This is a genomic window from Yersinia sp. Marseille-Q3913 (genome assembly GCF_963892745.1).
GTDB lineage: Bacteria > Pseudomonadota > Gammaproteobacteria > Enterobacterales > Enterobacteriaceae > Yersinia > Yersinia bercovieri.
Genome location: NZ_CAWQAF010000006.1, coordinates 72,079 through 97,334, shown reverse-complemented (window position 1 = coordinate 97,334; position 25,256 = coordinate 72,079). Strand labels below are relative to the sequence as shown.

Here is a 25,256-nt window from a genome sequence, read left to right as displayed (position 1 = left end):
CCCATGTAAGGCTAGAGGGCTCTTACATCATCACCACGTCAAACTGTTCTTGGTTATACAGTGGTTCAATCTGAACTTTGACCTGCTTGCCGACGAAAATTTCCACCTCGGCCAGTGCATGGGACTCTTCGCCTTTCAGCGCTTCTCCCACCGCTGGGGAAGCATAGACCAGGAAGCGATCAGAGTCATAAGCGTGGTGAACACGCACAATTTCGCGCAAGATTTCGTAGCACACGGTTTCCACTGATTTCACCGTTCCACGGCCACGGCAAGTCGGGCACTCATTGCATAAGACGTGCTCAATGCTCTCCCGCGTGCGCTTGCGCGTCATTTCGACTAAGCCTAGCTGAGAGAAACCATTAATACTGGTTTTTACCCGATCTTTACTCAGGGCCTGTTCCAGTGAATGCAATACACGCCGACGATGTTCTTCGTTGCTCATATCAATGAAATCAATGATGATAATCCCCCCCAGATTACGCATCCGCAGCTGGCGGGCGATAGCCTGAGTGGCCTCAATATTGGTATTGAAAATGGTTTCGTCAAGATTGCGGTGACCAACAAATGCACCGGTGTTGATATCCACGGTGGTCATGGCTTCTGTCTGGTCAATAATCAGGTAACCGCCTGATTTTAATTCAACTTTACGTTCTAATGAGCGCTGAATTTCGTTTTCGACATCGTAGAGATCGAAGATCGGTTGCTTACCGGCGTACAACTCCAGTTTTTCGGTCATTTCCGGAATATATTCGCTGGTAAACTCCACCAGCAAATCGTAAGTCAGTTTGGAGTCGACGCGAATTTTATCCAGCGCCGCTCCGGCAAAGTCGCGTAACACGCGCTGCGCCAGTGCCATCTCGCCATACAGCTTATATTTGGTGATATTGCGTTTTTTGCGCTCCTGAACCTTCGTCCACAAGCGTTTGAGAAACGCAGCATCAGCCGATAACTCCTCTTCGCCAATGCCTTCAGCAGCAGTGCGGATGATAAAACCGCCTTGCTCGTCGCAATAGGCTGCCACGGTTTTTTTCAACCGCTCGCGCTCAACTTCACTCTCAATGCGCTGGGAAACACCGACATGGGCGGCTCCCGGCATCAACACCAAATAGCGCGACGGCAAGGTGATATCGGTGGTTAAACGTGCGCCTTTAGTACCGAGGGGATCTTTCACCACCTGCACCATTAAATCCTGCCCCTGACGAACCAGTTCAGCGATATCGCGCACATTGAAATTTTTCTGCTCATCCCCGGCCACGCATTCGGTGTGGGGCATGATATCGGAAGCATGGAGGAAGGCGGCCTTCTCCAGACCTATATCGACAAAAGCGGCTTGCATCCCCGGTAACACCCGGCTGACTCGGCCTTTGTAGATATTGCCAACAATCCCTCGTTTGGCTTCACGCTCGATATGTATCTCTTGCAGGATGCCACCATCAATGTAGGCAACCCGCGTTTCAGACGGTGTAATATTAACCAGTAATTCAGCTGTCATGTATTCCTCTCACATTACGTAGCGCAATGAAATTACTTAGTAATTCATGGGTTTCTACCAACGGCAGACCGACCACAGCATGATAACTGCCGGTGATGGATCTGACGAAACAACCACCTTTCCCCTGAATACCGTAAGCGCCCGCTTTGTCCATGGGTTCACCGGTAGCAATATAATTACTGATTTCCAACTGGGATAACACACGAAATGTCACATCTGTCACAACCATGGCAGATAACATATCTTGCTGATCAGCCAGCGACACTGCCGTGATTACCTGATGTTGCTGCCCAGACAATGCACTCAGTATTTGCTGGGCATGTGCGGTATTCCGTGGTTTTTCTAAAACTTGCCCATTGAGCACCACGATGGTATCTGCCCCTAATACCGGCAGATCCTGTGGCGCGACCTCCACCCCTGCACGAGCTTTATCCTGCGCGAGACGCTGGACGTACTCTTGTGCGCCCTCTTCTGGCTGACGTTGCTCTTCAACCTCTGTTTTCAGCACCTCAAACGGGACATCAAGCAGGGCTAATAATTCACGGCGACGCGGAGAACCAGAAGCAAGATACAGGGCGGTCATGAGTCTTAAGTCCTTATTGCACCGCAAATTGGCGGCGAATTTTACGCATTAACAAAAATAGCCAAGGCCAAAGAATACCGTTAACTACACTACTCCAGAATACTTCTGGGCGGAATGAGACATTAATGACTAAAAACTCAGACCAAAACACCACCACATCCATGGTTAGCGAAAGCAGCATCACGATAAGTGCTTGTTGCCACAGCGCCATATTGCGAAATAGCTGAAACTTAAACGCCACTAGATAAGCGATGATACTCAGTGCCAGCGCCCGCACCCCAAGTGTGGAACCCAAAATAAGATCCATAATCAGCCCGAGTACAAAGCCGGTGCCAACATTCACACGGTGCGGTAGTGCCATCACCCAATAAATTAAAACCAACGCCAGCCATGAAGGGCGGAACATATAAATTTGTTCAGGCCATGGCATAATTTGCAGCACCATGGCAATCAGGAAAGATAACCAGATAACCCAACGCCCATTGCTACTGTAACGGTTCATGGCGAGACTCCCGGCGCAGTGATTGCGGTGGGTGCCGCCGCAGAAGGTGCGGGTGGCCCCATGGCATCAGCGGCGGGTAGCACTTGCGACATCATGGGCGCAAGACGTTCGTTTGCCACACGGCGGACTTCATCTGGCGGCAATGGCAGATCACCATTACGGTCAGCGCCCCACAAGAGCAACAGGTAACGTAAACGTTGTAGATCAGCCGTCGGGCGCGCCTGAATGACAGTATAGGCGCGCTGGTTGTCAACTTTGACCGAAGAGACCACCGCCACCGGGTAGCCTTCTGGGAAGCGGCCGCCCAAACCGGACGTCACTAACACATCACCAACGCGAATATCTGTATTGCTGGGGAGGTGTTCCAGTAATAAGTCATCGGTACAACCACTCCCTGCGGCAATAACCCGAATATCATTTCGTAACACCTGAATAGGTAACGCATGGGAGGCATCGCAAATCAATAATACGCGACTAGTTAATTTACTCACCGCGACAACCTGGCCGACGACACCCCGGTCACTGATAACCGGCTGGCCTTCGTACACGCCATTGTTAGAACCTTTATCGATAACCACTTGGTCACTATAGGGATCTGTCCCGCTGGACATCACCTGAGTCACCATTTTTTGTTCGTCCTGACGCAGCGGAGAACCCAGCAATTCACGTAAGCGGTTATTTTCCTGCTTAAATTGCCCGAGTAGCTGTAGGTCAGTGTTTTTCAGTAATAACTCTTGGCGCAACGCACGATTTTCCAGCTCAAGCTGCTCGCGAGTCGCCAGAGTTTCAGAAACATTGTCGAGAACTTTGCGTGGCCCATTGGCCAGAAAATAGAAAGGGCTTACTGCGGTGTCCATATAGGTGCGCACTTTAACAAACGTACCCAATCGGCTATCAGCGATAACCAAAATAATGGCGGCAAGTACGGCAAAGAACAACCGCAGTTGCAGGGATGGACCCCGGCTAAAAATCGGCTTCATAAATTATGCGTATTCCTCGACGACATGAGGAAGAAGCGCCAAATCTAAACCTATCCCCGACTTAACGTGGATATGGGTTCCTCGATCTGGCGTTTCTCCTTTTGGCTGACTATTCTTCGCTGAACAAATCGCCGCCATGCATGTCGATCATTTCCAACGCTTTACCACCGCCGCGTGCGACGCAGGTCAATGGATCTTCGGCGACCACCACTGGGATACCGGTCTCTTCCATCAGCAGGCGATCCAGGTTACGCAGCAATGCGCCACCACCGGTCAATACCATACCGCGCTCAGAGATGTCAGATGCCAGTTCTGGCGGACACTGTTCCAGAGCAACCATGACCGCGCTAACAATACCGGTTAGCGGCTCTTGCAGTGCTTCGAGGATCTCATTGGAGTTCAGGGTAAAGCCACGAGGTACACCTTCAGCAAGGTTACGGCCACGAACTTCAATTTCCAGAACTTCATCACCTGGATAAGCAGAACCGATGCTGTGCTTGATACGTTCGGCAGTCGCTTCACCAATCAATGAACCATAGTTACGACGCACATAATTAATGATGGCTTCATCAAAGCGGTCACCACCGATACGAACAGAAGAGGAGTAAACCACGCCGTTCAGAGAGATAACGGCCACTTCTGTGGTCCCGCCACCAATATCCACAACCATCGAACCTGTTGCTTCAGAGACCGGCAGACCAGCACCAATTGCTGCAGCCATGGGTTCTTCAATCAGGAACACTTCACGAGCGCCAGCGCCCTGAGCAGATTCACGGATCGCACGGCGCTCAACCTGAGTAGCCCCGACCGGTACACACACCAGTACGCGCGGACTTGGGCGCATAAAGCTGTTGCTATGAACTTGCTTAATAAAGTGTTGCAGCATCTTTTCGGTCACAAAGAAATCGGCGATAACACCATCTTTCATTGGGCGAATAGCTGCGATATTACCGGGGGTGCGCCCTAGCATCTGCTTGGCTTCATGGCCCACAGCTGCAACGCTCTTTGGTGAACCGGCACGATCCTGGCGAATAGCAACCACTGAAGGTTCATTCAGTACAATGCCTTGTCCTTTAACATAAATAAGGGTATTGGCGGTACCCAAGTCGATGGACAAGTCGTTGGAAAACATGCCACGAAATTTCTTAAACATAACGAAAGGATAATCCTGCAAGCTGGGGGCGGAAAATAAAATCCGCCTACTTTACCAACCACACGAACCAGCGACAAGGCGCAAAAACGTCCCGATTCGGTGAAAAAGTAGCTGCGTTATTGCGATATCGTTCCATTCAGAGTCCATATTGTTTGAAAAGGTTGAATAAAACCTTGGCACAACACGGATTCTGCGCAACGACCGGCGTAACACAGCACATAAAATCTAACATTTAACCTGATTCTCGCTGGAAGTAAGCGCCCACCAACGATTTACGGAAATGACCAACACATTCTACGTTAATTTTTGCTCAACGATCAGGCTAAACATAGCCTAATACGAATATTTTTTCTTTCCGGGAATCAAAGGCGTCGGTGGAGCAAAAAAATTGCCCTGTCCACCATAAATACCTTTCTCTTTCAGAGTTTGCCACTCTTCACGGGTAAGCACTTCCGCGGCAAAAACTTTTGCATGTGCGCCGGCACAAGCACCGGTAAGACTTTCTACAAACAACTGATTTTCATAACGTAAATTAATATTTCTGACTAATCCCGGATGAAGCTTAATCATCTCAATCCGTAGAGACTTAATATAAGAGGTGCTGACAACCGTCAATCCGGCCTGCGACACCATCACCTTGCAGCCCACACCAAGCAATAAACGTATCATCGGGCGGATGCGGTCGATATGTTGACACACATCAGCCTCTGCAAGTTCAAAGATAATCCGCGTTCTATCCGATTTTTTGCATTGTAATAGTGTATCCCGCAGCCAACGCTGGAAAGGACGCTGCAATAATGAATCAACGCAGATAGAAAATGCCAGAGTTTCGTCCGGCCATAAAGATAATAAAGGAATTATCCGATCAATTTTTTGGCGGTCATAACGCTCAGCTAAACCGAACAGTTGCACCAAGGGGGTAAATTCAGCCGCCAGCAGCTCCTGCTTACCATCAAATATACGACTGATGACTTCACGATGATGAATCTTGCCGTCAACAGTAATCACCGGGCGTTGATAGAGCCTTGGCCCCCCGCTCGCCAATGTTTGTTCTAATAAAGTACGCCATTTGACACTGCCACGCCCTCTCTCCGCCACTTGAGTATCGAATACATACCAACCATTCCCGCCATACATCGCCGCATTTCTGGTCGCTTGCCTGGCATTATCCATAATCTGTTCGGTAGACTCGCCACTGCGGTACGCCACAATCCCAATATGCAGCAGTGATTCACGGTCAATAATATGAGGCTCAGGTAAGGTCCCGACCGCATGGACCAGTTGCGCGGCCATGACATCGGCATATTTTAGGGTTTTATGCGGCAGTAATATGGCGATCTCATTTTGATGGTAACGCGCCAGTAACGCCGAGGGGTGACGGGCAACAAAGGTAGAAAGCATGTTAATCAGCGAATGCATCAACTCCTGTACTTGCTGATGATCATCCGTTTCATTTAAGCGGTCAAAATCTGGCAGTTGTACCATCATCACCACCCCGTGAGCACCAGACTCTTCCAGTTGCGTGGTCAGCTGATTATCAAAGAATTGGCGATTACTGAAACCGGTCTTGGCATCCTGCGCCGCAAAGGTGCGAATCAAGGTATCAACACGGTTGCGCTCTGCCCTCACCTCTGTCAGCTCAGCTAATAGATGATCAATGGCGCGGCTGGCACTGGGGGGCCATTCGTGGCCTTCGCTGCGAATCGCGTGTTCACGTTCGCCATTGAGAATGCGTTTTGCTCGCCACTCTAGCTTCTCCTGGCCGGCAGTCTGTTCGCGCAGCCACCGAAAACTCAACCATAGTGTGAGCGCGATCACCAGCACTGCCAGCGACAAAATTGCCACCGCATAAAGAGAGCGGGCATAGCTATTTAGGGGGTCGATATAGGTAAAATACATCGATGCACCCGGTTGATGCAGCATAGGTATAACCCGCGTGCGGTGCTGACTATTGCTATCCCAAGGTGTATAGGTGGCGGGGAGTTTGAGATGGTACAACGTACTGGTTTCGTTCCGGACACTCACCTCCACGACACCAATCGTTCGCATCATAATAGGTAGCCATTCGCGCGCGTGTTCAGCCGATTGCAGCAGCAGCGACTGATCATAAGCCGTCACAATACCTTGGAGACGATGCTCCATTTTTTTCTGACACAGATAGAAGAAACTTGCCGTGCTACCCAGTAGCACCAAACACATGCCCAATACGACCAGCAGTGTCACAAACGCAGAAAGTTTGGTTGTAAATCGCATCCCTTAGCCTTGCGAAGCGCATTATGAAGTAGAAAACTCAATTCCCTTGAGGAAAATACTATATGACAAAAACAGCTCATAAAACTGATTTTTTACTTCATAATGCGACAATAGCCCAATAACTCCGCCCTTTTTCCTGAAATTCGGGGGTTCCTCTTTCAAGGATAGTCATAGTCAAAATCAATGGCCTGATTTTTGTCCTTGATCAGGCTGGAAGGTTGATGTTGCCGCTATATTGGCCCACTCTTAACTTATCCTTTTTCTGTTTTCTGGAGTGCGATATGCGAGCGCTTGTTCTTGAGCAAACTGAAGGCCGTACCACCGCAGAAGTGCGTGAAATCTCCCCCTCACAGTTGCCGGCCGGTAATGTCACAGTTGATGTCAATTGGTCCAGCCTGAATTATAAAGATGCACTGGCCATCACGGGCCAAGGGAAGATCATTCGTGAATTCCCGATGGTTCCCGGTATTGATTTCGCAGGCACCGTTCACAGTAGCGAAGATCCGCGTTTTCACGTGGGTCAATCCGTGTTGCTGACAGGCTGGGGAGTTGGCGAAAACCATTGGGGTGGTTTGGCGGAGCAAGCGCGTGTGAATGGCGACTGGCTAGTACCCATGCCTGAAGGGCTGGAACCCCGTAAAGCGATGATTATCGGCACTGCGGGATTTACTGCAATGTTGTGCGTCATGGCGCTGGAAGAGGGTGGCGTCACACCTGAAAGCGGTGAAGTGGTCGTCACTGGTGCTAGTGGTGGCGTAGGTAGCACCGCGGTAGCCCTGCTTTCTGAGCTGGGCTACCAGATTGCCGCGATTTCGGGCCGTGACAGCAACAGCGAATACCTGAAAAGTTTGGGTGCGCGTCGGGTATTATCCCGCAATGAGTATCTTGATGCTTCGCGCCCGCTGGAAAAACAGCTATGGGCAGGTGCTATTGACACCGTTGGTGACAAATTGCTGGCTAAAGTGCTGGCGCAGATGAACTACAACGGCACTGTTGCGGCATGTGGGCTAGCGGGCGGTTATACCCTGCCGACCACCGTGATGCCATTTATTCTGCGTAATGTGTGCTTGCAAGGGGTAGATTCAGTGATGACCCCACAACCGCGCCGCCAGCAGGCCTGGCAGCGGCTGCTGAAGATCTTACCTGAAAGCTTCTACCAACAAGCATCACAATCCATCACGTTAGCCGATGCGCCGACCATCGCCGCTCGCTTGCTAGCGAATGAAGTCACGGGCCGAACCTTGGTTAAAGTGCGCTGATTAACTCGTTTTCTCATCAGCATCAGCACCGTAACACCGTTTTTCTATCAATAACGCCGGGGGGATGACTCTCCCGGTTTATCTCCTCCCCCCATTGTAATTATTTTTAAATTTTTCTTTGCTCTCTCGCACTTATCGCCATAAGCCGCCATGATTAATATCACCACAATCAATATGACACGCTGTTCGATGGAGTAACTCTATGCGCAACGTTTTCGCCAAAAATCACACTTCTCGTACCAATAATTCGCCGCGCAAATTGACGGAAGCGGACGTCACCCCTGAGAACATCTTTTACCAGCGCCGCAAGGTATTGCAGGCATTGGGAATTACTGCCGCCACGCTGGCGCTACCCACCTCAGCACAGGCCGATTTGCTAGCATGGTTTAAGGGCAATAACCGCCCCAAAGCCCCTTCGGGCAAGCCATTGGAGTTTACCCAATCCGCCGCCTATCACCCCAATCTGGCGATGACGCCGGAAGACAAGGTGACGGGCTACAATAATTTCTATGAATTCGGTTTGGATAAAGCCGATCCCGCCGCCAATGCCGGCACCCTGAAAACAGAAGGCTGGCAAATCAAAATCGACGGTGAAGTGGCTAAGCCTATGACGCTGGATATGGATGATCTGATGAAGCGCTTCCCACTGGAGGAGCGCATTTATCGTATGCGCTGCGTTGAAGCCTGGTCAATGGTGGTGCCGTGGATTGGTTTTGAACTGGGGAAACTGCTAAAGCTGGTTGAACCGACCAGTAATGCGCGCTACGTCGCATTCCAGACCCTCTATGCCCCAGACCAGATGCCAGGGCAGGAAGACCGCTTTATTGGCGGCGGCCTCAAATATCCCTATGTCGAAGGGCTACGACTGGATGAGGCGATGCACCCGCTAGCCTTCATGACACTGGGTGTTTATGGCAAAGCACTACCACCGCAAAATGGCGCACCACTGCGGCTGATTACGCCGTGGAAATATGGTTTTAAAGGGATAAAATCCATTGTTCATATTCGCCTGACCAATGATCAGCCCCCTACAACCTGGAATCTGAGTGCCCCAGGCGAGTATGGCTTTTATGCCAATGTGAACCCACATGTGGATCATCCGCGCTGGTCACAGGCCACTGAGCGCTTTATTGGTTCTGGCGGCATTCTTGATGTTCAGCGCCAGCCGACACTGCTGTTTAATGGCTATGCCGATCAAGTGGCATCACTCTATCGTGGGTTGGATCTGAGGAAAAACTTCTGATGCGCCTCAGCCTACAACACATTAAGTGGCTCAAGGTAGCTATCTGGCTGGCAGCAGCGCTGCCTTTCCTGTGGCTGGTCTTATCTGTCGACCAAGGCTGGTTCAGTGCTGATCCCGCCAAGGATATTCAGCATTTTACCGGGCGTATGACTCTTAAACTACTATTGGCGACACTGCTGGTCACGCCGCTGGCGCGCTATGGCAAACAACCGCTGCTAATCCGCTGCCGTCGCCTATTGGGCTTATGGTGCTTTGCCTGGGGCACACTGCATTTAGTCAGTTATTCCGTGCTGGAACTGGGGCTAAGCAACATTAGCCTGCTCGGTCGTGAACTGGTCACCCGCCCCTACCTAACCTTGGGTATCATTAGTTGGTTAGTGTTGCTGTCACTGGCAGCCACCTCCACCCTGTGGGCGCAACGAAAAATGGGACCCAACTGGCAAAAACTGCATAATTTGGTGTATGTTGTCGCCATTCTTGCGCCGATTCATTATCTTTGGTCGCTCAAAACCCTGTCGCCACTCCCCATTATTTACGCAGTGACGGCCGCAATATTACTGGTGCTGCGTTACAAAAAATTTCGCCAATGGTTGCGCTAAAAACGGGTGCTTATTGGTGGCGAATGCACAGTTCAGATTCTTTTCTATTGAATATCTTCGCTGATAAGACCAGTATTTAGCTGCTAATTGCTACGATATCATTATAATGCCCGACCTTAGTACCGATCGCAGTGTCAAATTCATCGTAAAAAGGTGACAAATCGGTAACATCAGGTTATTTTTTACGATGATGTACTTATTGCCGGAGATACCAGCACAATGTCGGATAAGTTTCACATTTTGCTTCTGAATGGCCCTAACTTGAATCTGCTTGGAACGCGTGAACCGGAAAAGTACGGTTCGACCACGTTGGCTGAGATTGTCAGCCAGTTAGAGACGCAAGCTCAGGAAGTGGATGTCGCGCTTTCCCATTTGCAGTCAAATGCAGAACATGTGCTGATCGAGAGAATCCACCAGGCGCGGGGTAATACCGATTTTATCCTGATCAACCCGGCAGCGTTTACGCATACCAGCGTAGCACTGCGCGATGCATTGCTAGGCGTGGAGATCCCGTTTATCGAGATCCATCTGTCTAATGTGCACGCCAGGGAGCCGTTCCGTCATCACTCATATCTCTCTGATATCGCGGTTGGCGTCATCTGCGGACTTGGCGCGGACGGCTACAACTTTGCTTTACAGGCAGCGGTAAATCGCTTGTCAAAATCCAACTAATTGCCACACAAAAAGAGTACGGAATCACACTCATGGATATTCGTAAGATTAAGAAACTGATCGAACTGGTTGAAGAGTCCGGCATTTCAGAGCTGGAAATCTCAGAAGGCGAAGAGTCAGTACGTATCAGTCGTGCTCCCGCCACACCAAACTACCCAATGATGCAACAGCCGTATGCGTTTGCAGCACCACAGCAGCCAGCTCTGGCCGCCGCTGTCGCGCCAGCACCTGCTGCTGAAGCCGCAACACCGGCAGCTATCAGCGGCCATATCGTGCGCTCCCCAATGGTCGGTACTTTCTACCGCACCCCGAGCCCGGATGCTAAAGCCTTCATTGAAGTAGGTCAGAAAGTTTCTGCTGGTGACACTCTTTGCATCGTTGAAGCGATGAAAATGATGAACCAAATCGAAGCAGATAAATCCGGTACTGTAAAAGCCATTCTGGTTGAAAACGGTCAACCGGTTGAATTCGACGAGCCTCTTGTCGTCATCGAGTAACGAGGCGTTCCATGCTTGATAAAATCGTAATCGCTAACCGTGGTGAGATTGCGCTGCGTATCCTGCGAGCTTGTAAAGAGCTGGGGATCAAAACTGTCGCAGTTCACTCCACGGCAGATCGTGATCTTAAACATGTGTTATTGGCTGACGAGACTGTCTGTATCGGTCCCGCGCCTTCTGTTAAAAGCTATCTGAACATCCCGGCAATCATTTCTGCTGCTGAGATCACCGGCGCGGTGGCTATTCACCCCGGCTATGGTTTCCTGTCTGAAAATGCTGATTTTGCCGAACAGGTAGAACGTTCAGGTTTCATCTTTATCGGGCCACGTGCCGAAACCATTCGCCTGATGGGCGATAAAGTTTCCGCTATCAGCGCGATGAAGAAAGCAGGTGTTCCTTGCGTACCCGGCTCTGACGGCCCACTGACCGACGACACCACCAAGAACAAAGCCTTTGCCAAACGTATCGGTTATCCGGTCATCATCAAGGCATCTGGCGGCGGCGGTGGTCGTGGTATGCGTGTGGTTCGCCACGATAAAGATCTTGAGCAATCCATTAACATGACCCGTGCGGAAGCCAAAGCGGCTTTCAATAACGACATGGTTTATATGGAAAAATACCTTGAAAACCCACGCCATATCGAAATTCAGATTTTGGCTGACGGTCAGGGTAGCGCCATTTATCTGGCTGAGCGCGACTGCTCTATGCAGCGCCGCCACCAGAAAGTGGTCGAAGAGGCACCAGCACCAGGTATCACTGGCGAAATGCGCCGTTATATTGGTGAACGCTGTGCGAAAGCTTGCGTGGAGATCGGCTATCGTGGTGCAGGGACTTTCGAGTTCTTGTATGAAAACGGCGAGTTCTATTTCATCGAAATGAACACCCGTATTCAGGTTGAGCACCCGGTTACCGAAATGATCACCGGTGTCGATTTGATCAAAGAACAGCTGCGTATCGCTGCTGGCCAACCTCTCTCCATCAAACAAGATGAAGTGAAAGTCCATGGTCATGCCGTCGAATGCCGTATCAACGCCGAAGATCCAAATACCTTCCTGCCGAGTCCGGGTAAAATTACCCGTTTCCATGCGCCGGGCGGTTTTGGTGTGCGTTGGGAGTCTCATATTTACGCCGGTTATACTGTGCCGCCATATTATGACTCCATGATCGGCAAGCTGATCACTTACGGTGAAAACCGTGATGTGGCGATTGCTCGCATGAAAAATGCGTTGGCAGAACTCATCATCGACGGCATCAAAACCAACGTTGAGTTGCAGCAACGCATCATGAATGACGAAAACTTCCAGCACGGTGGCACCAATATCCACTATCTGGAGAAGAAACTCGGGTTGCAAGAGACCTGATTTTTACCTTTCATGTGTTTTATACCCAAAATAGTTCGAGTTGCAGAAAGGCGGCAACTGAGTGAATGCCCAGGGGCTTACATCAGTAAGTAACTGGGGTGAACGAAGACAGCCAACGCACATACAGCTTGAAGTATGACGGGTATATCTTTTATATCAGGGCCGGTTAATCCCGGCCTTTTTTCTTTTTAAACTCTCTTTCGGCTTAGATGCCCTAAATAATTAGCACAACTACCATGCGGCAAACGAATGAAATCCGATCAGTCAATTCGGATAGCGGGAGCGGCCAGGCGGCTAACAACGCTGTAGCGCCAAGTACGAAGGGTATGGAGAAAACATGGAAACAAGATTCCTACAGGCAAACAAAGAAGCACGCTGGGCCTTTGGCTTAACGCTGGCTTATTTAGCTGGCTGGATAATAACAGCTTATTTACCGGGTAATATTCCCGGAATGACGGGCTTACCTGCTTGGTTTGAAGCCGCCTGTATTGCACTGCCGCTGCTGTTTATCGGGCTATGTTGGCTGATGGTGCGCGTGATTTTCCGCGATATCCCACTGGGGGACGACAATGCAAACTGATGTCATCCTGCCACTAGTGGGCTATTTGGCGATGGTATTTGGCTTATCCATTTATGCTTATACTCGCCGCCAAACCGGGAATTTTCTCAATGAATACTTCATCGGCAATCGCTCGATGGGGGGATTCGTATTGGCAATGACCCTAACCGCCACCTATATCAGCGCCAGCTCATTCATTGGAGGGCCAGGTGCGGCTTATAAATATGGCCTCGGCTGGGTCTTGTTGGCGATGATCCAACTGCCCGCTGTCTGGTTGTCCTTGGGCGTGCTAGGAAAGAAATTTGCTATTTTGGCGCGCCGCTATAATGCCGTGACCCTCAACGACATGCTGTACGCCCGCTATCAGAGCCGCTTACTGGTGTGGCTGGCCAGCCTCAGCCTACTGGTGGCGTTTGTCGGGGCCATGACGGTGCAGTTTATCGGCGGTGCGCGCTTGCTGGAAACCGCAGCCGGCATCCCTTACGACACCGGCTTATTGATCTTCGGCATCAGTATCGCGCTCTATACCTCTTTCGGTGGCTTCCGCGCCAGTGTGCTGAATGACGCCCTGCAAGGGCTGGTGATGCTGATTGGCACCATTTTGCTCCTGGTGGCGGTGATCCATGCTGCCGGTGGCCTGCATAAAGCGGTCGAGACGTTGCAACATATCGATCCGGCGCTGGTTTCCCCGCAAGGGGGCGATCAGATCCTTGATGTGCCATTTATGGCCTCATTCTGGATCCTGGTCTGCTTTGGGGTGATTGGTTTGCCACATACCGCCGTGCGATGTATTTCGTATCGTGATAGCAAAGCGGTGCATCGCGGCATTATTATCGGCACCATTGTGGTGGCGATCCTGATGTTCGGTATGCATCTGGCGGGTGCACTCGGCCGGGCGATCCTGCCAGATCTGAAGATCCCCGATCAAGTGATCCCAACACTAATGATCACCGTTCTACCCCCTTTCGCGGCGGGGATATTTTTGGCGGCACCGATGGCGGCGATAATGTCGACCATCAATGCCCAACTGCTGCAATCCTCCGCCACTATTGTGAAAGATCTGTACCTCAATCTGAGGCCGGAAGAGCTGAAAAATGAGGGTAGACTGAAGCGCATTTCCAGCATGTCGACACTGATCCTTGGGCTATTGCTGCTCCTTGCCGCATGGCGTCCACCAGAGATGATTATCTGGCTGAATCTGCTCGCCTTTGGTGGCCTGGAGGCAGTATTCCTCTGGCCATTGGTACTGGGGCTGTACTGGGAGCGCGCCAATGCCCACGGTGCCCTTAGCTCAATGATTGTCGGTGCGATATGCTATACAGTACTGGCCAGTTTCAACATTAAAATAGCCGGCCTGCACCCGATAGTACCTTCGCTGGTGCTCAATCTGCTGGCGTTTTATATCGGCAATCAGTTTGGCGATCGCACACGAACGCGGCAACCCGTTACCGCCAGCGCTGAATAAATCGCTATATACCGCTATTATTTACCGAAACCTATATTTTTTACCGAAACCTAATTGAGAAAAACCGATCCCAAAACGCAAGTTAAGGATCGGTTTTGGAAGAGAGAAGCTATGCCTTGGATCCAATTGAAGTTAAACACCACCGGTAATCAGGCCGAATCTCTGGGCGACGTGCTGATTGAGAGTGGCGCGGTTTCTGTCACGTTTCAGGATACCCACGATAATCCGGTGTTTGAGCCACTGCCGGGCGAAACTCGTCTGTGGGGCGATACCGATGTCATCGGTCTGTATGATGCCGAAACCGATATGGCCGAAGTGGTTACCATGCTGGAATACCACCCGCAGCTCGGGAAAGGTTTCATCCATAAGATTGAACAGTTGGAAGATAAAGATTGGGAGCGTGAATGGATGGATAACTTCCACCCGATGCGTTTTGGCGAGCGCCTGTGGATCTGCCCAAGCTGGCGTGATGTGCCCGACCCAACCGCCGTGAATGTGATGCTCGACCCCGGTCTGGCGTTTGGCACCGGGACTCACCCGACCACCGCGTTGTGCCTGCAATGGCTCGACGGCCTCGATCTGGCGGGTAAAACCGTTATCGACTTCGGTTGCGGCTCTGGCATCCTGGCGATTGCGGCGCTAAAACTCGGTGCAACGCACGCTATCGGCATTGATATCGATCCGCAGGCCATTCAGGCCAGTCGCGATAACGCGCAGCGTAACGGCGTTTCAGAGCGTTTGGCGCTATATTTGGCAAAAGACCAACCGGCTGATTTATCCGCTGACGTGGTGGTTGCCAATATTCTGGCAGGCCCGCTACGGGAGCTGGCACCGCTGATTAGCGTCTTGCCGGTTGCTGGCGGCCACCTTGGCCTGTCAGGGGTACTGGCAACACAAGCTGCGGGTGTCGCTGAGGCTTACGAGGATATGTTCACCCTCGACCCAGTGGCCGAGAAAGAGGAGTGGTGTCGCATTACGGGCGTGCGTAAGCCATAGCATAACCAGCAATATCCCCTGCTCTTGTTATGGGATAACAGCAGGGGGTTCTCTCCCTCATTCGAAATAGCACTTCCCGGTACCTTATCGCACACTATTTTTAGCCAAAATGAGATGCCCGACACATTTGCATCTGTGCTTTATCGTTGATTTGATGAATAAAACAGCACTTTCGACCAAGATTATGTGGCGGCACCAGTCAATAATTATGTTGTTTAGTAGAAAACACTAAAGCGCACAAATTAACCAATTAGCCTTAACGTCATGTTATATATGAATAAATAATTAATTAGCCAAGATTGAGTCGCAATTTACTGCTCTTTTTTCATCAATTGGTCAAAGTTTGGCCTTTCATCTGGGCGCAAAAATGCGTAATATACGCGCCCTTACGGACACAGTGTGGTCATTCTTTGTCTATGCGTATTGGACACTTCCAGCTTACAAATTGCCTGATTGCCGCCCCGATGGCCGGTATAACAGACCGCCCCTTCAGAGCGCTATGTCATGGCATGGGGGCTGGAATGGCAGTATCTGAAATGCTCTCCTCAAATCCTGAGGTATGGCGGACGGATAAGTCGCGTTTGCGCATGGTTCATAGTGATGAGCCTGGAATTCGTACCGTGCAAATTGCCGGTAGCGACCCAGATGATATGGCGGCGGCTGCCCGAATTAATGTGGCAAACGGTGCCCAAATCATCGATATCAATATGGGATGTCCGGCCAAGAAAGTGAACCGCAAGCTGGCAGGATCTGCGCTGTTGCAGCATCCCGATCTGGTCAAACAGATCCTCTCCGCAGTCGTCAATGCGGTAGATGTGCCAGTCACGTTGAAGATCAGAACGGGTTGGTCGCCAGAACACCGTAACTGTATAGAAATTGCCCAACTGGCCGAAAATTGTGGTATACAGGCCCTGACGATTCATGGCCGAACTCGTTCTTGCCTGTTTAATGGTGAGGCGGAATACGACAGCATTCGGGCAGTTAAGCAGACTGTTTCCATTCCCGTTATCGCGAATGGTGACATCACTGACCCGCATAAAGCCAGAGCGGTGCTCGACTACACTGGAGCTGATGCTCTGATGATAGGACGTGCCGCTCAGGGAAGACCTTGGATCTTCCGGGAAATCCAGCACTACCTGGACACTGGGGAGCTGCTGCCACCGATGCCACTTGGCGAAGTGCAGCGCTTGTTAAACGGGCATATACGGGAATTGCACGACTTTTATGGTCCAGGCAAGGGATTTCGTATTGCACGTAAGCACGTCTCTTGGTATCTCCAGGAGCACGCCCCTAACGACCAGTTTCGGCGCACATTCAACGCCATTGAGGATGCCAGCGAACAGCTGGAGGCGTTGGAGGCATATTTCGAAAATCTTGCGTAAACAGAAAAAAGAGCTGACAGAACTATGTTCGAACAACGCGTAAATTCTGACGTACTGACCGTTGCAACCGTAAATTCACAAGATCAGGTGACTCAAAAGCCTTTGCGTGACTCGGTTAAACAAGCACTGAAGAACTATTTTGCTCAACTGAATGGTCAGGATGTGAGTGACCTGTATGAGTTGGTACTGGCTGAAGTTGAACAGCCATTGTTGGACATGGTGATGCAATACACCCGTGGCAACCAAACCCGCGCTGCCCTGATGATGGGCATCAACCGTGGCACGCTGCGTAAGAAATTGAAAAAATACGGCATGAACTGATACTAGTCAGTTAACTTGTTGTTTAAAAAGGCGTACTCCACACGGAGCACGCCTTTTTTGTTGCTATGATTCAGTGCCCACTGGCGTGAATTTATCAACCAACCACTACCCGATTACGGCCCTGCTGTTTCGCGCGATATAGCGCCTCATCAGCCTGTTTCAGTGCATCTTCTGGCATACCTTCGCCACTCCAATAGGCGACACCCAGTGAAATCGTGATGGGCCGAATGTTTGCTATCGCCATCATTTCTACATTGTGGCGCAGCCGATTGGCAACCTGTGTCGCCACATCAAGTGTCGTCCCCGGTAGCAACATCAGAAACTCTTCACCGCCGCTACGACACAGGATATCGGTATCGCGAGAGTTATCACGGATCTGAGTCGCCAATTGTTTGATCACCTCATCACCGACATCATGCCCATAGGTGTCATTAATCAACTTAAAGTGGTCAATATCCAACGCAATAACTGAAAAGTGCTGTCCGAGTTGTCCGATAGGCTCAAGGGCGGTGGCCAATCCCCGTCGGTTATACAGGCCCGTCATCGGATCGGTTTGCGCCTCAAATTTCAATTTACCAATTTTCTTTTGCAGCAAGCTGATGCCTATCAACATCGCCCGCTTGAGTTGCGTAGACTCGAAATACCATGATGGTATCTCTTTGATACTAAATGCGATATCCGGTTTATCCATGTCGTTGGCACTGCCCGCCAGTAACCACAACGGGCGGGCAATCAGGCGAGATAGCAACCAGACCCCCAGCAAAGTGAGTAACGCCAGCGGTGCAATATGCCCCAAGCCCTTAATCATTAGCCCTTCCAACGGCTTCAAGGTTGATGCCTCAGGCCGCAAGGTAATAATTTCCCAACCTGATGGCTCCACGACAGCGTAACCCGCCAGCATCGACTCACCACTGGTATTGATCACCATCAAACTGCCATTACTTGCCGTTTTCACGGCCTCAGTGAGTGGCCTCGGCGGGAGCATCTCCCCGACACGGTTTGCATCCCGGTGGTAAAGGATGCGCCGATCGCTATCCAGCACCACAATATAGGAGCCATCGCGATAGTAGTGCTCACCCAATAACTCATTTAATATGCTTTGCTTGCGTAGATAAATACTCCCGCCGATATAGCCACGATAGCGCCCATCCGGCGTGATAATCGGGGTTGATATATTGACGACCAGATTATTAGCTGCCGATAAATAAGGTTTGCTAATTAGCGGGCGGCGCAATTTTAGCGCTTCCACCGACCCCGGAGAGGTCAGGGTTTGGCCCAGTAACTGGAGGCTATCTGGCGATGTGGCACGGATAACACCGTGCGCATCAGTGATGACCACCGAGTTGAAGTTATCGGTCTGGTATTTTAGCCGGGCAGTTTCTGCTTGCAGAATGGCGGGATCATCAAAATTCCTGGCGGCAATCATGCTGCTGTAATAGAGCTGCTTTTGCGCACTTTTCAAAAAAATCTCAGTGCTGGACGCCAGCTTGGTGGCATAAACACGATTGGCTTCCAATGTGTTATCAATCAATAGCTGCCGCTGCACCCGATAACTGGCATAGAAGCTGTTCGCCAGCGTTACAAACGCACTCATCACAGCCAGAATAAGGATTAGGCGACCTAAGTCGAGGCGGAAAATCTTGGTAGAAATAATCGAGCGTGACAAGACAGCATTCCTGAAGCGGTAGAAAGACCCTATTGAGCAATGACGGTAGCACGAAAAGAGAGCAAGAACTCGCCTATATATAAGCATATGCTCAATATTTATCTCCGCAGATCAATCGTTATCACGCTATAGTCATTATCAACGGCTATCTATAGTTAAAATAGCTGGCGTTTCAGCACAGCAGCGCACGAATGAACCCCGATGAGCTGATGCAAATCAGTAAGTTGGGAGAGCGAGCTGCAACGTCAAATAAGAAGGGTATGGCTGACTCATACCGACAATTAGGGGTTAATTATGAAAAAACTAGTCATTGCCGTAGCGCTCGCGACAACTGTATTAAGTGGTTGTGCCAACAACAGCACATCATCTGGTGATACTTTCACTTCCTCTCAGGCACGACAAGTCCATACCGTAACCTACGGGACGGTTATCTCTGCGCGTCCGGTCACCATTCAGGGTGGCGATAAGAATAATGTAGCAGGTGCCATTGGCGGTGCCGTAGTGGGTGGGTTCTTGGGGAATACTATCGGCGGTGGCCGTGGTAATAGCCTGGCAACAGCGGGGGGTGTGGTTGCCGGTGGTATGGCAGGTCAAGGCGTACAGAGTGCGATGAACCGCAGTGAAGGTGTGCAGTTGGAAATACGCCGAGATGATGGCAGCAATATTGTCGTGGTGCAGGCGCAAGGCCCTACCCGTTTCGGAGCAGGCCAACGCGTTATGATTGCCAGCGATCGTAGCGGCACAGTGACGGTTTCTCCTCGCTAAAACTAAATGCCGGGGGTTATTCTCCGGCATTTTGAGGGCTAATGACAGAAAACAGGTTAAAATTTAGCATCATTTTTAATCGGCGTAACAGACTGTTTAGTCACATAAAATCACCATTCCACTGCACAATTACAGCTGAAAAAACCATTCACATTAGTTATGGCAGTCAAATATAGTGTTGCCATGAGAAATGTATTGTGGTTAAATAGCTTCATCGGTTTGGAACACAGACCTTATGAAAGCAGTTTTAGTAAAGCAGTCCTCAGTTCAAGCGCTATCCTAGATATCCCTTCTCCGTGAGTCTCCTCCTAAGTGCCCATAAGTTACCCTCTGAAAGACAGACCACGTTCGCTGCAATATTGCGGCAAAAAATAATTGAAGGAAATATCTCTATGTCTAATAAAATGACTGGTTTAGTAAAATGGTTTGACGCTGGTAAAGGTTTTGGTTTCATCACTCCTGCTGACGGCAGCAAAGACGTGTTCGTTCACTTCTCTGCTATCCAGAGCAATGATTTCAAAACCTTAGATGAAGGCCAAAAAGTTGAGTTCTCTATCGAGAACGGCGCTAAAGGCCCATCAGCGGTAAACGTAGTCGCTCTGTAATACAGTGTGATTCTGGGTGTTGGCAACCGACAGCGATGACGGTTTAACCTGAGCAGTGTTGCCAACACTCAAGTAAGAAAGCAGTACCCGGTTGACAGTAACATTTATGCAAGCAGTTTTAGTAAAGCAGTTCCCCGTATTAGCGTTATCAGACAGATACCACTTCTCCGCGAAATTCCTTCTAAGTGCCCCATAAGTTGTGCCCAAGCCTATTCGCTCGCCTATGGCGGCAATCAAAAATAATTGAAGGAAGTATCTCTATGTCTAATAAAATGACTGGTTTAGTAAAATGGTTTAACGCTGACAAAGGTTTCGGTTTCATTTCTCCTGCTGACGGCAGCAAAGATGTGTTCGTTCACTTCTCTGCTATCCAGAGCAATGATTTCAAAACCTTAGAAGAAGGCCAAAACGTTGAATTCTCTATCGAGAATGGCGCGAAAGGCCCAGCAGCAGCAAATGTTGTTGCTCTGTAAGAGTTAATACCTGATGAATGATTTACGATAGCGATGAAGGTGATAGCCCTGAGCAGTTAAATCATTCTGAATAAAAGACCCGCCTTTGTGCGGGTCTTTTTGTTGCTAAGAAGAGTATGGCCCTGCGCAGAGAATATAAAATAGCAGCCGCGCTAAAAAGCGAATGTTCGGCAAAAAAGTGAAATGCCCAGTATTATTTCTTCTACTGTCCTTAATCTATACGATTTACCTGATCCTTTGGCTTATCCCCTCGGCTATTAATGTGAATTCACCTTGTTTTAACAGATAAAATTCTGTTATTTATAATTACGAAAGTAAAGTAATCGCTAAACTTTGTCTGAATTATCCTCACCAGAACAATATATTTTCCCCACCAATCACCACACTCCGTACAATATAAAAATGACTTCGATCAAAATGGTTAAGTTATTTTGTCTATACAGTTATTTCATATCTTCACAGCCTTAATAATTAATGCTCACCTGTTTTTATCGGTGACCATTAGTACCGCATATATAATTGCATCAGGGTAAATTATCATGTCGATATTCAAAACACGTATAGGAAGAATGCTGCTTATTCTCTTTATTGGGATAGGTATCTGGTTTAGCCCAGTACCGGGATCCGTTGATCCACGCGCCTGGCACCTCATGGCGGTCTTTGCGGCGACGGTTATTGGCCTGATCCTCTCGCCATATCCCTTGGGGGCGATGGCAATTTTCAGCCTGACGGTGGTCGCGGCGACGGGGCTGCTGAGCATCAAAGAAGTGCTCGCCGGTTTTGCCGATCCCACCATCTGGATGATTGCTTGCGCCTTCTTTATCTCACGCGGCTTTATTAAAACCGGTTTTGGTCGCCGAGTTGGCTACTTGTTTATCAGTAAGTTAGGTCACAGTTCATTGGGTCTGGCTTACGGTTTGGTGCTCACCGATTTACTGTTTGCCCCCGCCATGCCCTCTACCTCGGCGCGTTGTGGTGGCATCATCACCCCGCTGTTCCGCTCCATTTCAGAGGCCTATGAATCTACCCCGGAACGCGGCACCGAGCGCAAAATCGGGGCGTTTCTGGTGCAATGTATCTTCCAGTGTAATGCCATTACCTGTGCGATGTTCCTGACCTCAATGGCCGGTAACCCGATGATCAGTAAGCTGGCGGGAGAGATGGGCATTACCATCACCTGGACCAGTTGGGCGCTAGCCGCCATAGTCCCCGGCTTAATCTCTCTGGCAGTCATCCCCTTGTTGCTCTACCGCTTCTACCCGCCAGAACTGAAAAAAACACCGGAAATGCGGGCACTGGCGCTGGAGAAACTGAAAGAAATGGGGCCGATGAGCCGCAATGAGTGGATTGTTTTATCCGTCTTTATCGGGCTGGTAACCCTGTGGGTGAGTGGTGCGACATTGAATATTGATGCCACCATGACCGCCTTTATTGGCTTAGCCATTCTGCTATTGAGTGGTGCACTGACGTGGGATGATGTGATTGCCGAGAAAGAGGCGTGGCACACCGTGATCTGGTTTGCGGTGCTGCTGACACTCGCTAGCCAATTGAATAAATTGGGCTTTATTACCTGGTTTGGCTCCTCCATTGCCGGTTCGGTGCAGGGTATGAATTGGATACCGATGATGGGTATTCTGCTGCTGGCGTACTATTACAGCCACTATATGATGGCGAGCGCCATCGCACATATCAGCGCCATGTATGCCATTTTTGTTTCTATTGCTATTGCTGCGGGAGCTCCACCCATGCTGACCGTGCTGGTGTTTGGTATGTTCAGTAACCTGTATATGGCGACCACTCACTACTCCGGCGGCCCTGCCCCTATCTTGTTCGGCTGTAATTTTATCCCGCTGGCAACCTGGTGGAAAATTGGCTTCCTGATAAGCCTGGTGGTGATCCCTATCTGGTTGATTATCGGTAGCGCCTGGTGGAAAGTGCTGGGGTTCTGGTAACAAAAAGCCGTTTAAAAAATACCGCGCAGTCACACCGGCGCGGTATCAGGCTGCTGATAAACCCCAGTGACTCGATCGATAACGGTGAGAATGGGCAGGAGAGTAAAGCGTCCGCGCCACGGATGGCGCGGCTCGAGCCATCAGGGATGATTTTACGGCGTCTTTACGATCTGCCTGTTCTCTCCGCTTAGGCTACTTTGCCAATAACCTTGTATTTTTTGTCTCTTGTTTACTTATTTCTGCTTACGTAACTCAATACCGACATCCCCGCCGGGATGCACCGCCAGCAAGCTCTCTTTGGTAAATCCACTGCGGGCCATCAGGCAGGCACAGATGGCATCAAACAGCGCCAGCACCAAAACGATAGAGGTGGTCGCTAACATATTTAGCGGGTCAATCTCTTGCTTCACATGAGTTTTTAGCACCAAAGCGGAGGCTTGCGCGATGGTTGACTGTTCGTTTTCTGTCACACTGATGATCTTCACCTGCTTGCGTTGCAGCGTGGGGATCAGACGAGTCAGCTCGTCAGAATTGCCGCCTCTGGAGATCAAAATGATCATATCCTGCGCGCCGAGAAACCCCAGATCCCCGTGGGCGGCATCGGTGGCATTCAGGTAGATTGCGGGTTGCTCCACGCAGGCCAACATATGCGCCACTTTTCGCGCCGCGATACCCGATGTTCCCACCCCCGTCACCGCAATTTTGCCACGGCACTCTGCCAGCGCATCCAACACCTGCAACCACACCTGCTGATCAACATTCTCTTTTAAGGCCGCCAGTTCGCGACTGTAGGTCATCCATGCCTCGCTGGCAGTTTGCCATTCATCACTCTGGTTCATACCTCCTCCCGCATCAATTCCTGATAGCGCAGATGATCGTGATACATCTGGTGGAACACGCGATATTTGCGATCGTAATAGGCTTTGATTTTATTGGTTTGCGGCGTAACGGTTTTCCCGATGCGGCTCATGGCGGCCATCGCCTCCGGCAATGACTCAAATACCCCGGCGGCGACTGTGCCCATCATGGCACTGCCCAGCAACATCGCTTCGCTCTCTTCCGGCAATAACATGGCGCAGCCGGTGGCATTGGCGTGCTCCTGCACAAAAATGGGGTTTTTCGTGCCGCCACCGCTCGCCATCATGGTGTCAATGTTATAACCATTCTGATTCATGGTTTCGATGATATGCCGCGTCCCCAATGCCAGCGCCTGAATGGTGGCGAGATAGCGCAGCGCCATATCCTCCGGCGTGGTGGAGAGTTTCAGGCCGGTAATGATGCCGGTCAGATTCGGGTTGGCGCGCGGTGAGCGGTTGCCGTGGAAATAGGGCAGCATATGAATATCATTGGTCAGGAAGGCGATATTTTCCGGCTCCCCCGCCAATTGGCGCAAAATATGATTCAGTGCCTCATAGATAGTCTCCCCCTTGCTTTTGGCTTGCGCCAGCAGCTCTGGATAGCACGGATGTGACTGAATAATATGGTCAATCAAAGCCCCCGTCGCTGACTGCCCGCCCTCATTGAGCCAATATTCCGGTAGAATAGCCGAGTAGTATGGCCCCCAAATTCCGCCGATAAAATGCGCCGAACGTGACATCGCCATATGAGCCGTCGAGGTGCCGCCGATCAGCGCAATTCGCCGATCAAAATTGGCGTTCTCGCCCGTCACACCACTGGCACCGAGGATACCAATGGTGCCCGCGTGGGCATCAATAATCGAAACACTAACGGCAGTGCCGGGGATCAGACCCATTTCCGCTGCCGCTCGCTGGCTCAAGCCACGGCCCAAGGGTTCCCCCATCGGCTTAACCGTGGCCCCAATTTTGGCCGCATTGTTATCCAGCAAATCGCCTAGCCCCACCTGTTTGAAATAGGAGGGATCCCAGCGATCTTCATGGCCCAGATAGGTCCACTTGCAGACCGTGGAACAGAGCGAGCGAGTTTCATCTTTGGTCGCACGCCAGGTCAGGAAGTCAGGCAGATCAAACAGATGGCCGACATTGCTCCAGGTGGTCGGCATATGCTGCTTCAGCCACAGCAGTTTTGGCGTCTGCATCTCCGGTGAAATCACCCCGCCGACAAACTCCAGCACCGGATGCTTGGTGGCATTGATTCGTTCCGCCTGAATAATCGCGCGGTGATCCATCCAGACAATCACATTTTGCTCGCTGCGCCCTGATGGACTGACGGTCAACGGATTGCCCTCTTTATCCAGCACCACCAGCGAACAGGTGGCATCAAACCCCAGCCCTTTGACCTGAATCGGGTTGATATCGGCCTGACTCACCGCATCGCGCACCGCATTACACACCGCCAGCCAGATATTATCGGATGACTGCTCAACAAAATCTGCCTTGGGCTTAAACATGGTGATTTCACGGCTAGCCTGCCCGACCATGCGGCCCTGCAAATCGAATACTCCGGCTCTTGCGCTGCCGGTCCCTACGTCTACGCCGATAAAGTAACTTGCCATTGTTT

Annotated in this window: 24 protein-coding genes; 15 read left to right on the top strand and 9 right to left on the bottom strand. The window is 50.5% G+C overall.

The window, feature by feature from the left end:
• Positions 1 to 22: 22 nt before the first annotated feature.
• The 6 genes from rng to csrD form a co-directional block, all read right to left on the bottom strand.
• Positions 23 to 1,492: a ribonuclease G gene (rng, locus tag AACW11_RS03400; RefSeq protein WP_032814841.1), complete on the bottom strand. Its 1,470-nt coding sequence runs from the start codon at positions 1,490 to 1,492 to the stop codon at positions 23 to 25.
• Positions 1,482 to 2,075, bottom strand: a complete 594-nt coding sequence (locus AACW11_RS03395) for a Maf family protein (RefSeq protein ID WP_212585953.1) — start codon at positions 2,073 to 2,075, stop codon at positions 1,482 to 1,484. Before AACW11_RS03395 ends, rng begins: the two co-directional genes overlap by 11 nt.
• A gap of 13 nt (positions 2,076 to 2,088) precedes the next feature.
• Positions 2,089 to 2,577 (bottom strand): rod shape-determining protein MreD, encoded by a 489-nt coding sequence (gene mreD / locus AACW11_RS03390; RefSeq protein WP_032814839.1) that lies wholly within the window; start codon positions 2,575 to 2,577, stop codon positions 2,089 to 2,091.
• Positions 2,574 to 3,557 (bottom strand): rod shape-determining protein MreC, encoded by a 984-nt coding sequence (mreC, locus tag AACW11_RS03385; RefSeq protein ID WP_212585952.1) that lies wholly within the window; start codon positions 3,555 to 3,557, stop codon positions 2,574 to 2,576. Before mreC ends, mreD begins: the two co-directional genes overlap by 4 nt.
• Positions 3,558 to 3,666: 109 nt before the next feature.
• A complete protein-coding gene (mreB, locus tag AACW11_RS03380) occupies positions 3,667 to 4,710 on the bottom strand; it encodes a rod shape-determining protein MreB (RefSeq protein ID WP_004875762.1) in 1,044 nt (347 codons plus the stop codon).
• 333 nt (positions 4,711 to 5,043) lie between these two features.
• A complete protein-coding gene (gene csrD, locus AACW11_RS03375; protein ID WP_212585951.1) occupies positions 5,044 to 6,963 on the bottom strand; it encodes an RNase E specificity factor CsrD in 1,920 nt (639 codons plus the stop codon).
• 281 nt (positions 6,964 to 7,244) lie between these two features.
• Here csrD and acuI point away from each other — a divergent pair, with 281 nt between their 5' ends.
• The 11 genes from acuI to fis all read left to right on the top strand — a co-directional run bounded on the left by acuI (position 7,245) and on the right by fis (position 17,317).
• Positions 7,245 to 8,222 carry an acrylyl-CoA reductase (NADPH) gene (gene acuI / locus AACW11_RS03370; protein WP_212585950.1) on the top strand — a complete coding sequence of 326 codons (978 nt, stop codon included), beginning with the start codon at positions 7,245 to 7,247 and terminating at the stop codon, positions 8,220 to 8,222.
• 202 nt (positions 8,223 to 8,424) lie between these two features.
• Positions 8,425 to 9,465 carry a protein-methionine-sulfoxide reductase catalytic subunit MsrP gene (gene msrP, locus AACW11_RS03365; protein ID WP_212585949.1) on the top strand — a complete coding sequence of 347 codons (1,041 nt, stop codon included), beginning with the start codon at positions 8,425 to 8,427 and terminating at the stop codon, positions 9,463 to 9,465.
• Positions 9,465 to 10,064 carry a protein-methionine-sulfoxide reductase heme-binding subunit MsrQ gene (gene msrQ, locus AACW11_RS03360; protein WP_212585948.1) on the top strand — a complete coding sequence of 200 codons (600 nt, stop codon included), beginning with the start codon at positions 9,465 to 9,467 and terminating at the stop codon, positions 10,062 to 10,064. Before msrP ends, msrQ begins: the two co-directional genes overlap by 1 nt.
• A gap of 219 nt (positions 10,065 to 10,283) precedes the next feature.
• Positions 10,284 to 10,736 (top strand): type II 3-dehydroquinate dehydratase, encoded by a 453-nt coding sequence (gene aroQ / locus AACW11_RS03355; protein ID WP_032896624.1) that lies wholly within the window; start codon positions 10,284 to 10,286, stop codon positions 10,734 to 10,736.
• Positions 10,737 to 10,768: 32 nt separating this feature from the next.
• Entirely contained in the window at positions 10,769 to 11,233 is a 465-nt protein-coding gene (accB, locus tag AACW11_RS03350) for an acetyl-CoA carboxylase biotin carboxyl carrier protein (protein ID WP_212585947.1), read from the top strand.
• Between the two features lie 11 nt (positions 11,234 to 11,244).
• Complete coding sequence (gene accC / locus AACW11_RS03345) at positions 11,245 to 12,594, top strand: acetyl-CoA carboxylase biotin carboxylase subunit (protein ID WP_005271359.1); 1,350 nt, start codon at positions 11,245 to 11,247, stop codon at positions 12,592 to 12,594.
• Between the two features lie 337 nt (positions 12,595 to 12,931).
• The gene (locus AACW11_RS03340; protein WP_005271356.1) at positions 12,932 to 13,174 is read left to right on the top strand and encodes a YhdT family protein; all 243 of its coding nucleotides are present in this window, start codon (positions 12,932 to 12,934) and stop codon (positions 13,172 to 13,174) included.
• Positions 13,164 to 14,618: a sodium/pantothenate symporter gene (gene panF, locus AACW11_RS03335; RefSeq protein WP_212585946.1), complete on the top strand. Its 1,455-nt coding sequence runs from the start codon at positions 13,164 to 13,166 to the stop codon at positions 14,616 to 14,618. Before AACW11_RS03340 ends, panF begins: the two co-directional genes overlap by 11 nt.
• Positions 14,619 to 14,729: 111 nt before the next feature.
• The gene (gene prmA / locus AACW11_RS03330) at positions 14,730 to 15,614 is read left to right on the top strand and encodes a 50S ribosomal protein L11 methyltransferase (protein ID WP_212585945.1); all 885 of its coding nucleotides are present in this window, start codon (positions 14,730 to 14,732) and stop codon (positions 15,612 to 15,614) included.
• A gap of 416 nt (positions 15,615 to 16,030) precedes the next feature.
• Positions 16,031 to 16,996 (top strand): tRNA dihydrouridine synthase DusB, encoded by a 966-nt coding sequence (gene dusB, locus AACW11_RS03325; RefSeq protein WP_050125812.1) that lies wholly within the window; start codon positions 16,031 to 16,033, stop codon positions 16,994 to 16,996.
• A gap of 24 nt (positions 16,997 to 17,020) precedes the next feature.
• Positions 17,021 to 17,317, top strand: a complete 297-nt coding sequence (gene fis, locus AACW11_RS03320; RefSeq protein ID WP_002210061.1) for a DNA-binding transcriptional regulator Fis — start codon at positions 17,021 to 17,023, stop codon at positions 17,315 to 17,317.
• A gap of 94 nt (positions 17,318 to 17,411) precedes the next feature.
• Here fis and AACW11_RS03315 read toward each other — a convergent pair whose 3' ends face one another.
• A complete protein-coding gene (locus AACW11_RS03315; RefSeq protein ID WP_212585962.1) occupies positions 17,412 to 18,971 on the bottom strand; it encodes a sensor domain-containing diguanylate cyclase in 1,560 nt (519 codons plus the stop codon).
• A 306-nt stretch (positions 18,972 to 19,277) separates the two neighbouring features.
• On the opposite strand from AACW11_RS03315, the gene AACW11_RS03310 reads away from it, so the two are divergent.
• The 4 genes from AACW11_RS03310 (at position 19,278) to AACW11_RS03295 (ending at position 22,778) form a co-directional block, all read left to right on the top strand.
• Positions 19,278 to 19,748, top strand: a complete 471-nt coding sequence (locus tag AACW11_RS03310; RefSeq protein WP_212585944.1) for an outer membrane lipoprotein — start codon at positions 19,278 to 19,280, stop codon at positions 19,746 to 19,748.
• Between the two features lie 392 nt (positions 19,749 to 20,140).
• Positions 20,141 to 20,353 (top strand): transcription antiterminator/RNA stability regulator CspE, encoded by a 213-nt coding sequence (cspE, locus tag AACW11_RS03305; protein WP_005163090.1) that lies wholly within the window; start codon positions 20,141 to 20,143, stop codon positions 20,351 to 20,353.
• 260 nt (positions 20,354 to 20,613) lie between these two features.
• Positions 20,614 to 20,826, top strand: a complete 213-nt coding sequence (gene cspG / locus AACW11_RS03300; protein ID WP_005271336.1) for a cold shock protein CspG — start codon at positions 20,614 to 20,616, stop codon at positions 20,824 to 20,826.
• A gap of 539 nt (positions 20,827 to 21,365) precedes the next feature.
• Positions 21,366 to 22,778 (top strand): anion permease, encoded by a 1,413-nt coding sequence (locus AACW11_RS03295; protein WP_212585943.1) that lies wholly within the window; start codon positions 21,366 to 21,368, stop codon positions 22,776 to 22,778.
• Positions 22,779 to 23,011: 233 nt separating this feature from the next.
• On the opposite strand, the gene AACW11_RS03290 is transcribed toward AACW11_RS03295, so the two are convergent.
• Complete coding sequence (locus AACW11_RS03290; protein WP_212585942.1) at positions 23,012 to 23,617, bottom strand: KpsF/GutQ family sugar-phosphate isomerase; 606 nt, start codon at positions 23,615 to 23,617, stop codon at positions 23,012 to 23,014.
• The gene (locus tag AACW11_RS03285) at positions 23,614 to 25,251 is read right to left on the bottom strand and encodes an FGGY-family carbohydrate kinase (RefSeq protein ID WP_212585941.1); all 1,638 of its coding nucleotides are present in this window, start codon (positions 25,249 to 25,251) and stop codon (positions 23,614 to 23,616) included. The genes AACW11_RS03290 and AACW11_RS03285 overlap by 4 nt, the downstream gene beginning before the upstream one ends.
• Positions 25,252 to 25,256: the final 5 nt, after the last annotated feature.

Bases quoted from the DNA above. Each gene is read 5' to 3' on its own strand.
- rng (WP_032814841.1), bottom strand. From the start codon at position 1,492: ATGACAGCTGAATTACTGGTTAATATTACACCGTCTGAAACGCGGGTT.
- AACW11_RS03395 (WP_212585953.1), bottom strand. From the start codon at position 2,075: ATGACCGCCCTGTATCTTGCTTCTGGTTCTCCGCGTCGCCGTGAATTA.
- mreD (WP_032814839.1), bottom strand. From the start codon at position 2,577: ATGAACCGTTACAGTAGCAATGGGCGTTGGGTTATCTGGTTATCTTTC.
- mreC (WP_212585952.1), bottom strand. From the start codon at position 3,557: ATGAAGCCGATTTTTAGCCGGGGTCCATCCCTGCAACTGCGGTTGTTC.
- mreB (WP_004875762.1), bottom strand. From the start codon at position 4,710: ATGTTTAAGAAATTTCGTGGCATGTTTTCCAACGACTTGTCCATCGAC.
- csrD (WP_212585951.1), bottom strand. From the start codon at position 6,963: ATGCGATTTACAACCAAACTTTCTGCGTTTGTGACACTGCTGGTCGTA.
- acuI (WP_212585950.1), top strand. From the start codon at position 7,245: ATGCGAGCGCTTGTTCTTGAGCAAACTGAAGGCCGTACCACCGCAGAA.
- msrP (WP_212585949.1), top strand. From the start codon at position 8,425: ATGCGCAACGTTTTCGCCAAAAATCACACTTCTCGTACCAATAATTCG.
- msrQ (WP_212585948.1), top strand. From the start codon at position 9,465: ATGCGCCTCAGCCTACAACACATTAAGTGGCTCAAGGTAGCTATCTGG.
- aroQ (WP_032896624.1), top strand. From the start codon at position 10,284: ATGTCGGATAAGTTTCACATTTTGCTTCTGAATGGCCCTAACTTGAAT.
- accB (WP_212585947.1), top strand. From the start codon at position 10,769: ATGGATATTCGTAAGATTAAGAAACTGATCGAACTGGTTGAAGAGTCC.
- accC (WP_005271359.1), top strand. From the start codon at position 11,245: ATGCTTGATAAAATCGTAATCGCTAACCGTGGTGAGATTGCGCTGCGT.
- AACW11_RS03340 (WP_005271356.1), top strand. From the start codon at position 12,932: ATGGAAACAAGATTCCTACAGGCAAACAAAGAAGCACGCTGGGCCTTT.
- panF (WP_212585946.1), top strand. From the start codon at position 13,164: ATGCAAACTGATGTCATCCTGCCACTAGTGGGCTATTTGGCGATGGTA.
- prmA (WP_212585945.1), top strand. From the start codon at position 14,730: ATGCCTTGGATCCAATTGAAGTTAAACACCACCGGTAATCAGGCCGAA.
- dusB (WP_050125812.1), top strand. From the start codon at position 16,031: ATGCGTATTGGACACTTCCAGCTTACAAATTGCCTGATTGCCGCCCCG.
- fis (WP_002210061.1), top strand. From the start codon at position 17,021: ATGTTCGAACAACGCGTAAATTCTGACGTACTGACCGTTGCAACCGTA.
- AACW11_RS03310 (WP_212585944.1), top strand. From the start codon at position 19,278: ATGAAAAAACTAGTCATTGCCGTAGCGCTCGCGACAACTGTATTAAGT.
- cspE (WP_005163090.1), top strand. From the start codon at position 20,141: ATGTCTAATAAAATGACTGGTTTAGTAAAATGGTTTGACGCTGGTAAA.
- cspG (WP_005271336.1), top strand. From the start codon at position 20,614: ATGTCTAATAAAATGACTGGTTTAGTAAAATGGTTTAACGCTGACAAA.
- AACW11_RS03295 (WP_212585943.1), top strand. From the start codon at position 21,366: ATGTCGATATTCAAAACACGTATAGGAAGAATGCTGCTTATTCTCTTT.
- AACW11_RS03290 (WP_212585942.1), bottom strand. From the start codon at position 23,617: ATGAACCAGAGTGATGAATGGCAAACTGCCAGCGAGGCATGGATGACC.
- AACW11_RS03285 (WP_212585941.1), bottom strand. From the start codon at position 25,251: ATGGCAAGTTACTTTATCGGCGTAGACGTAGGGACCGGCAGCGCAAGA.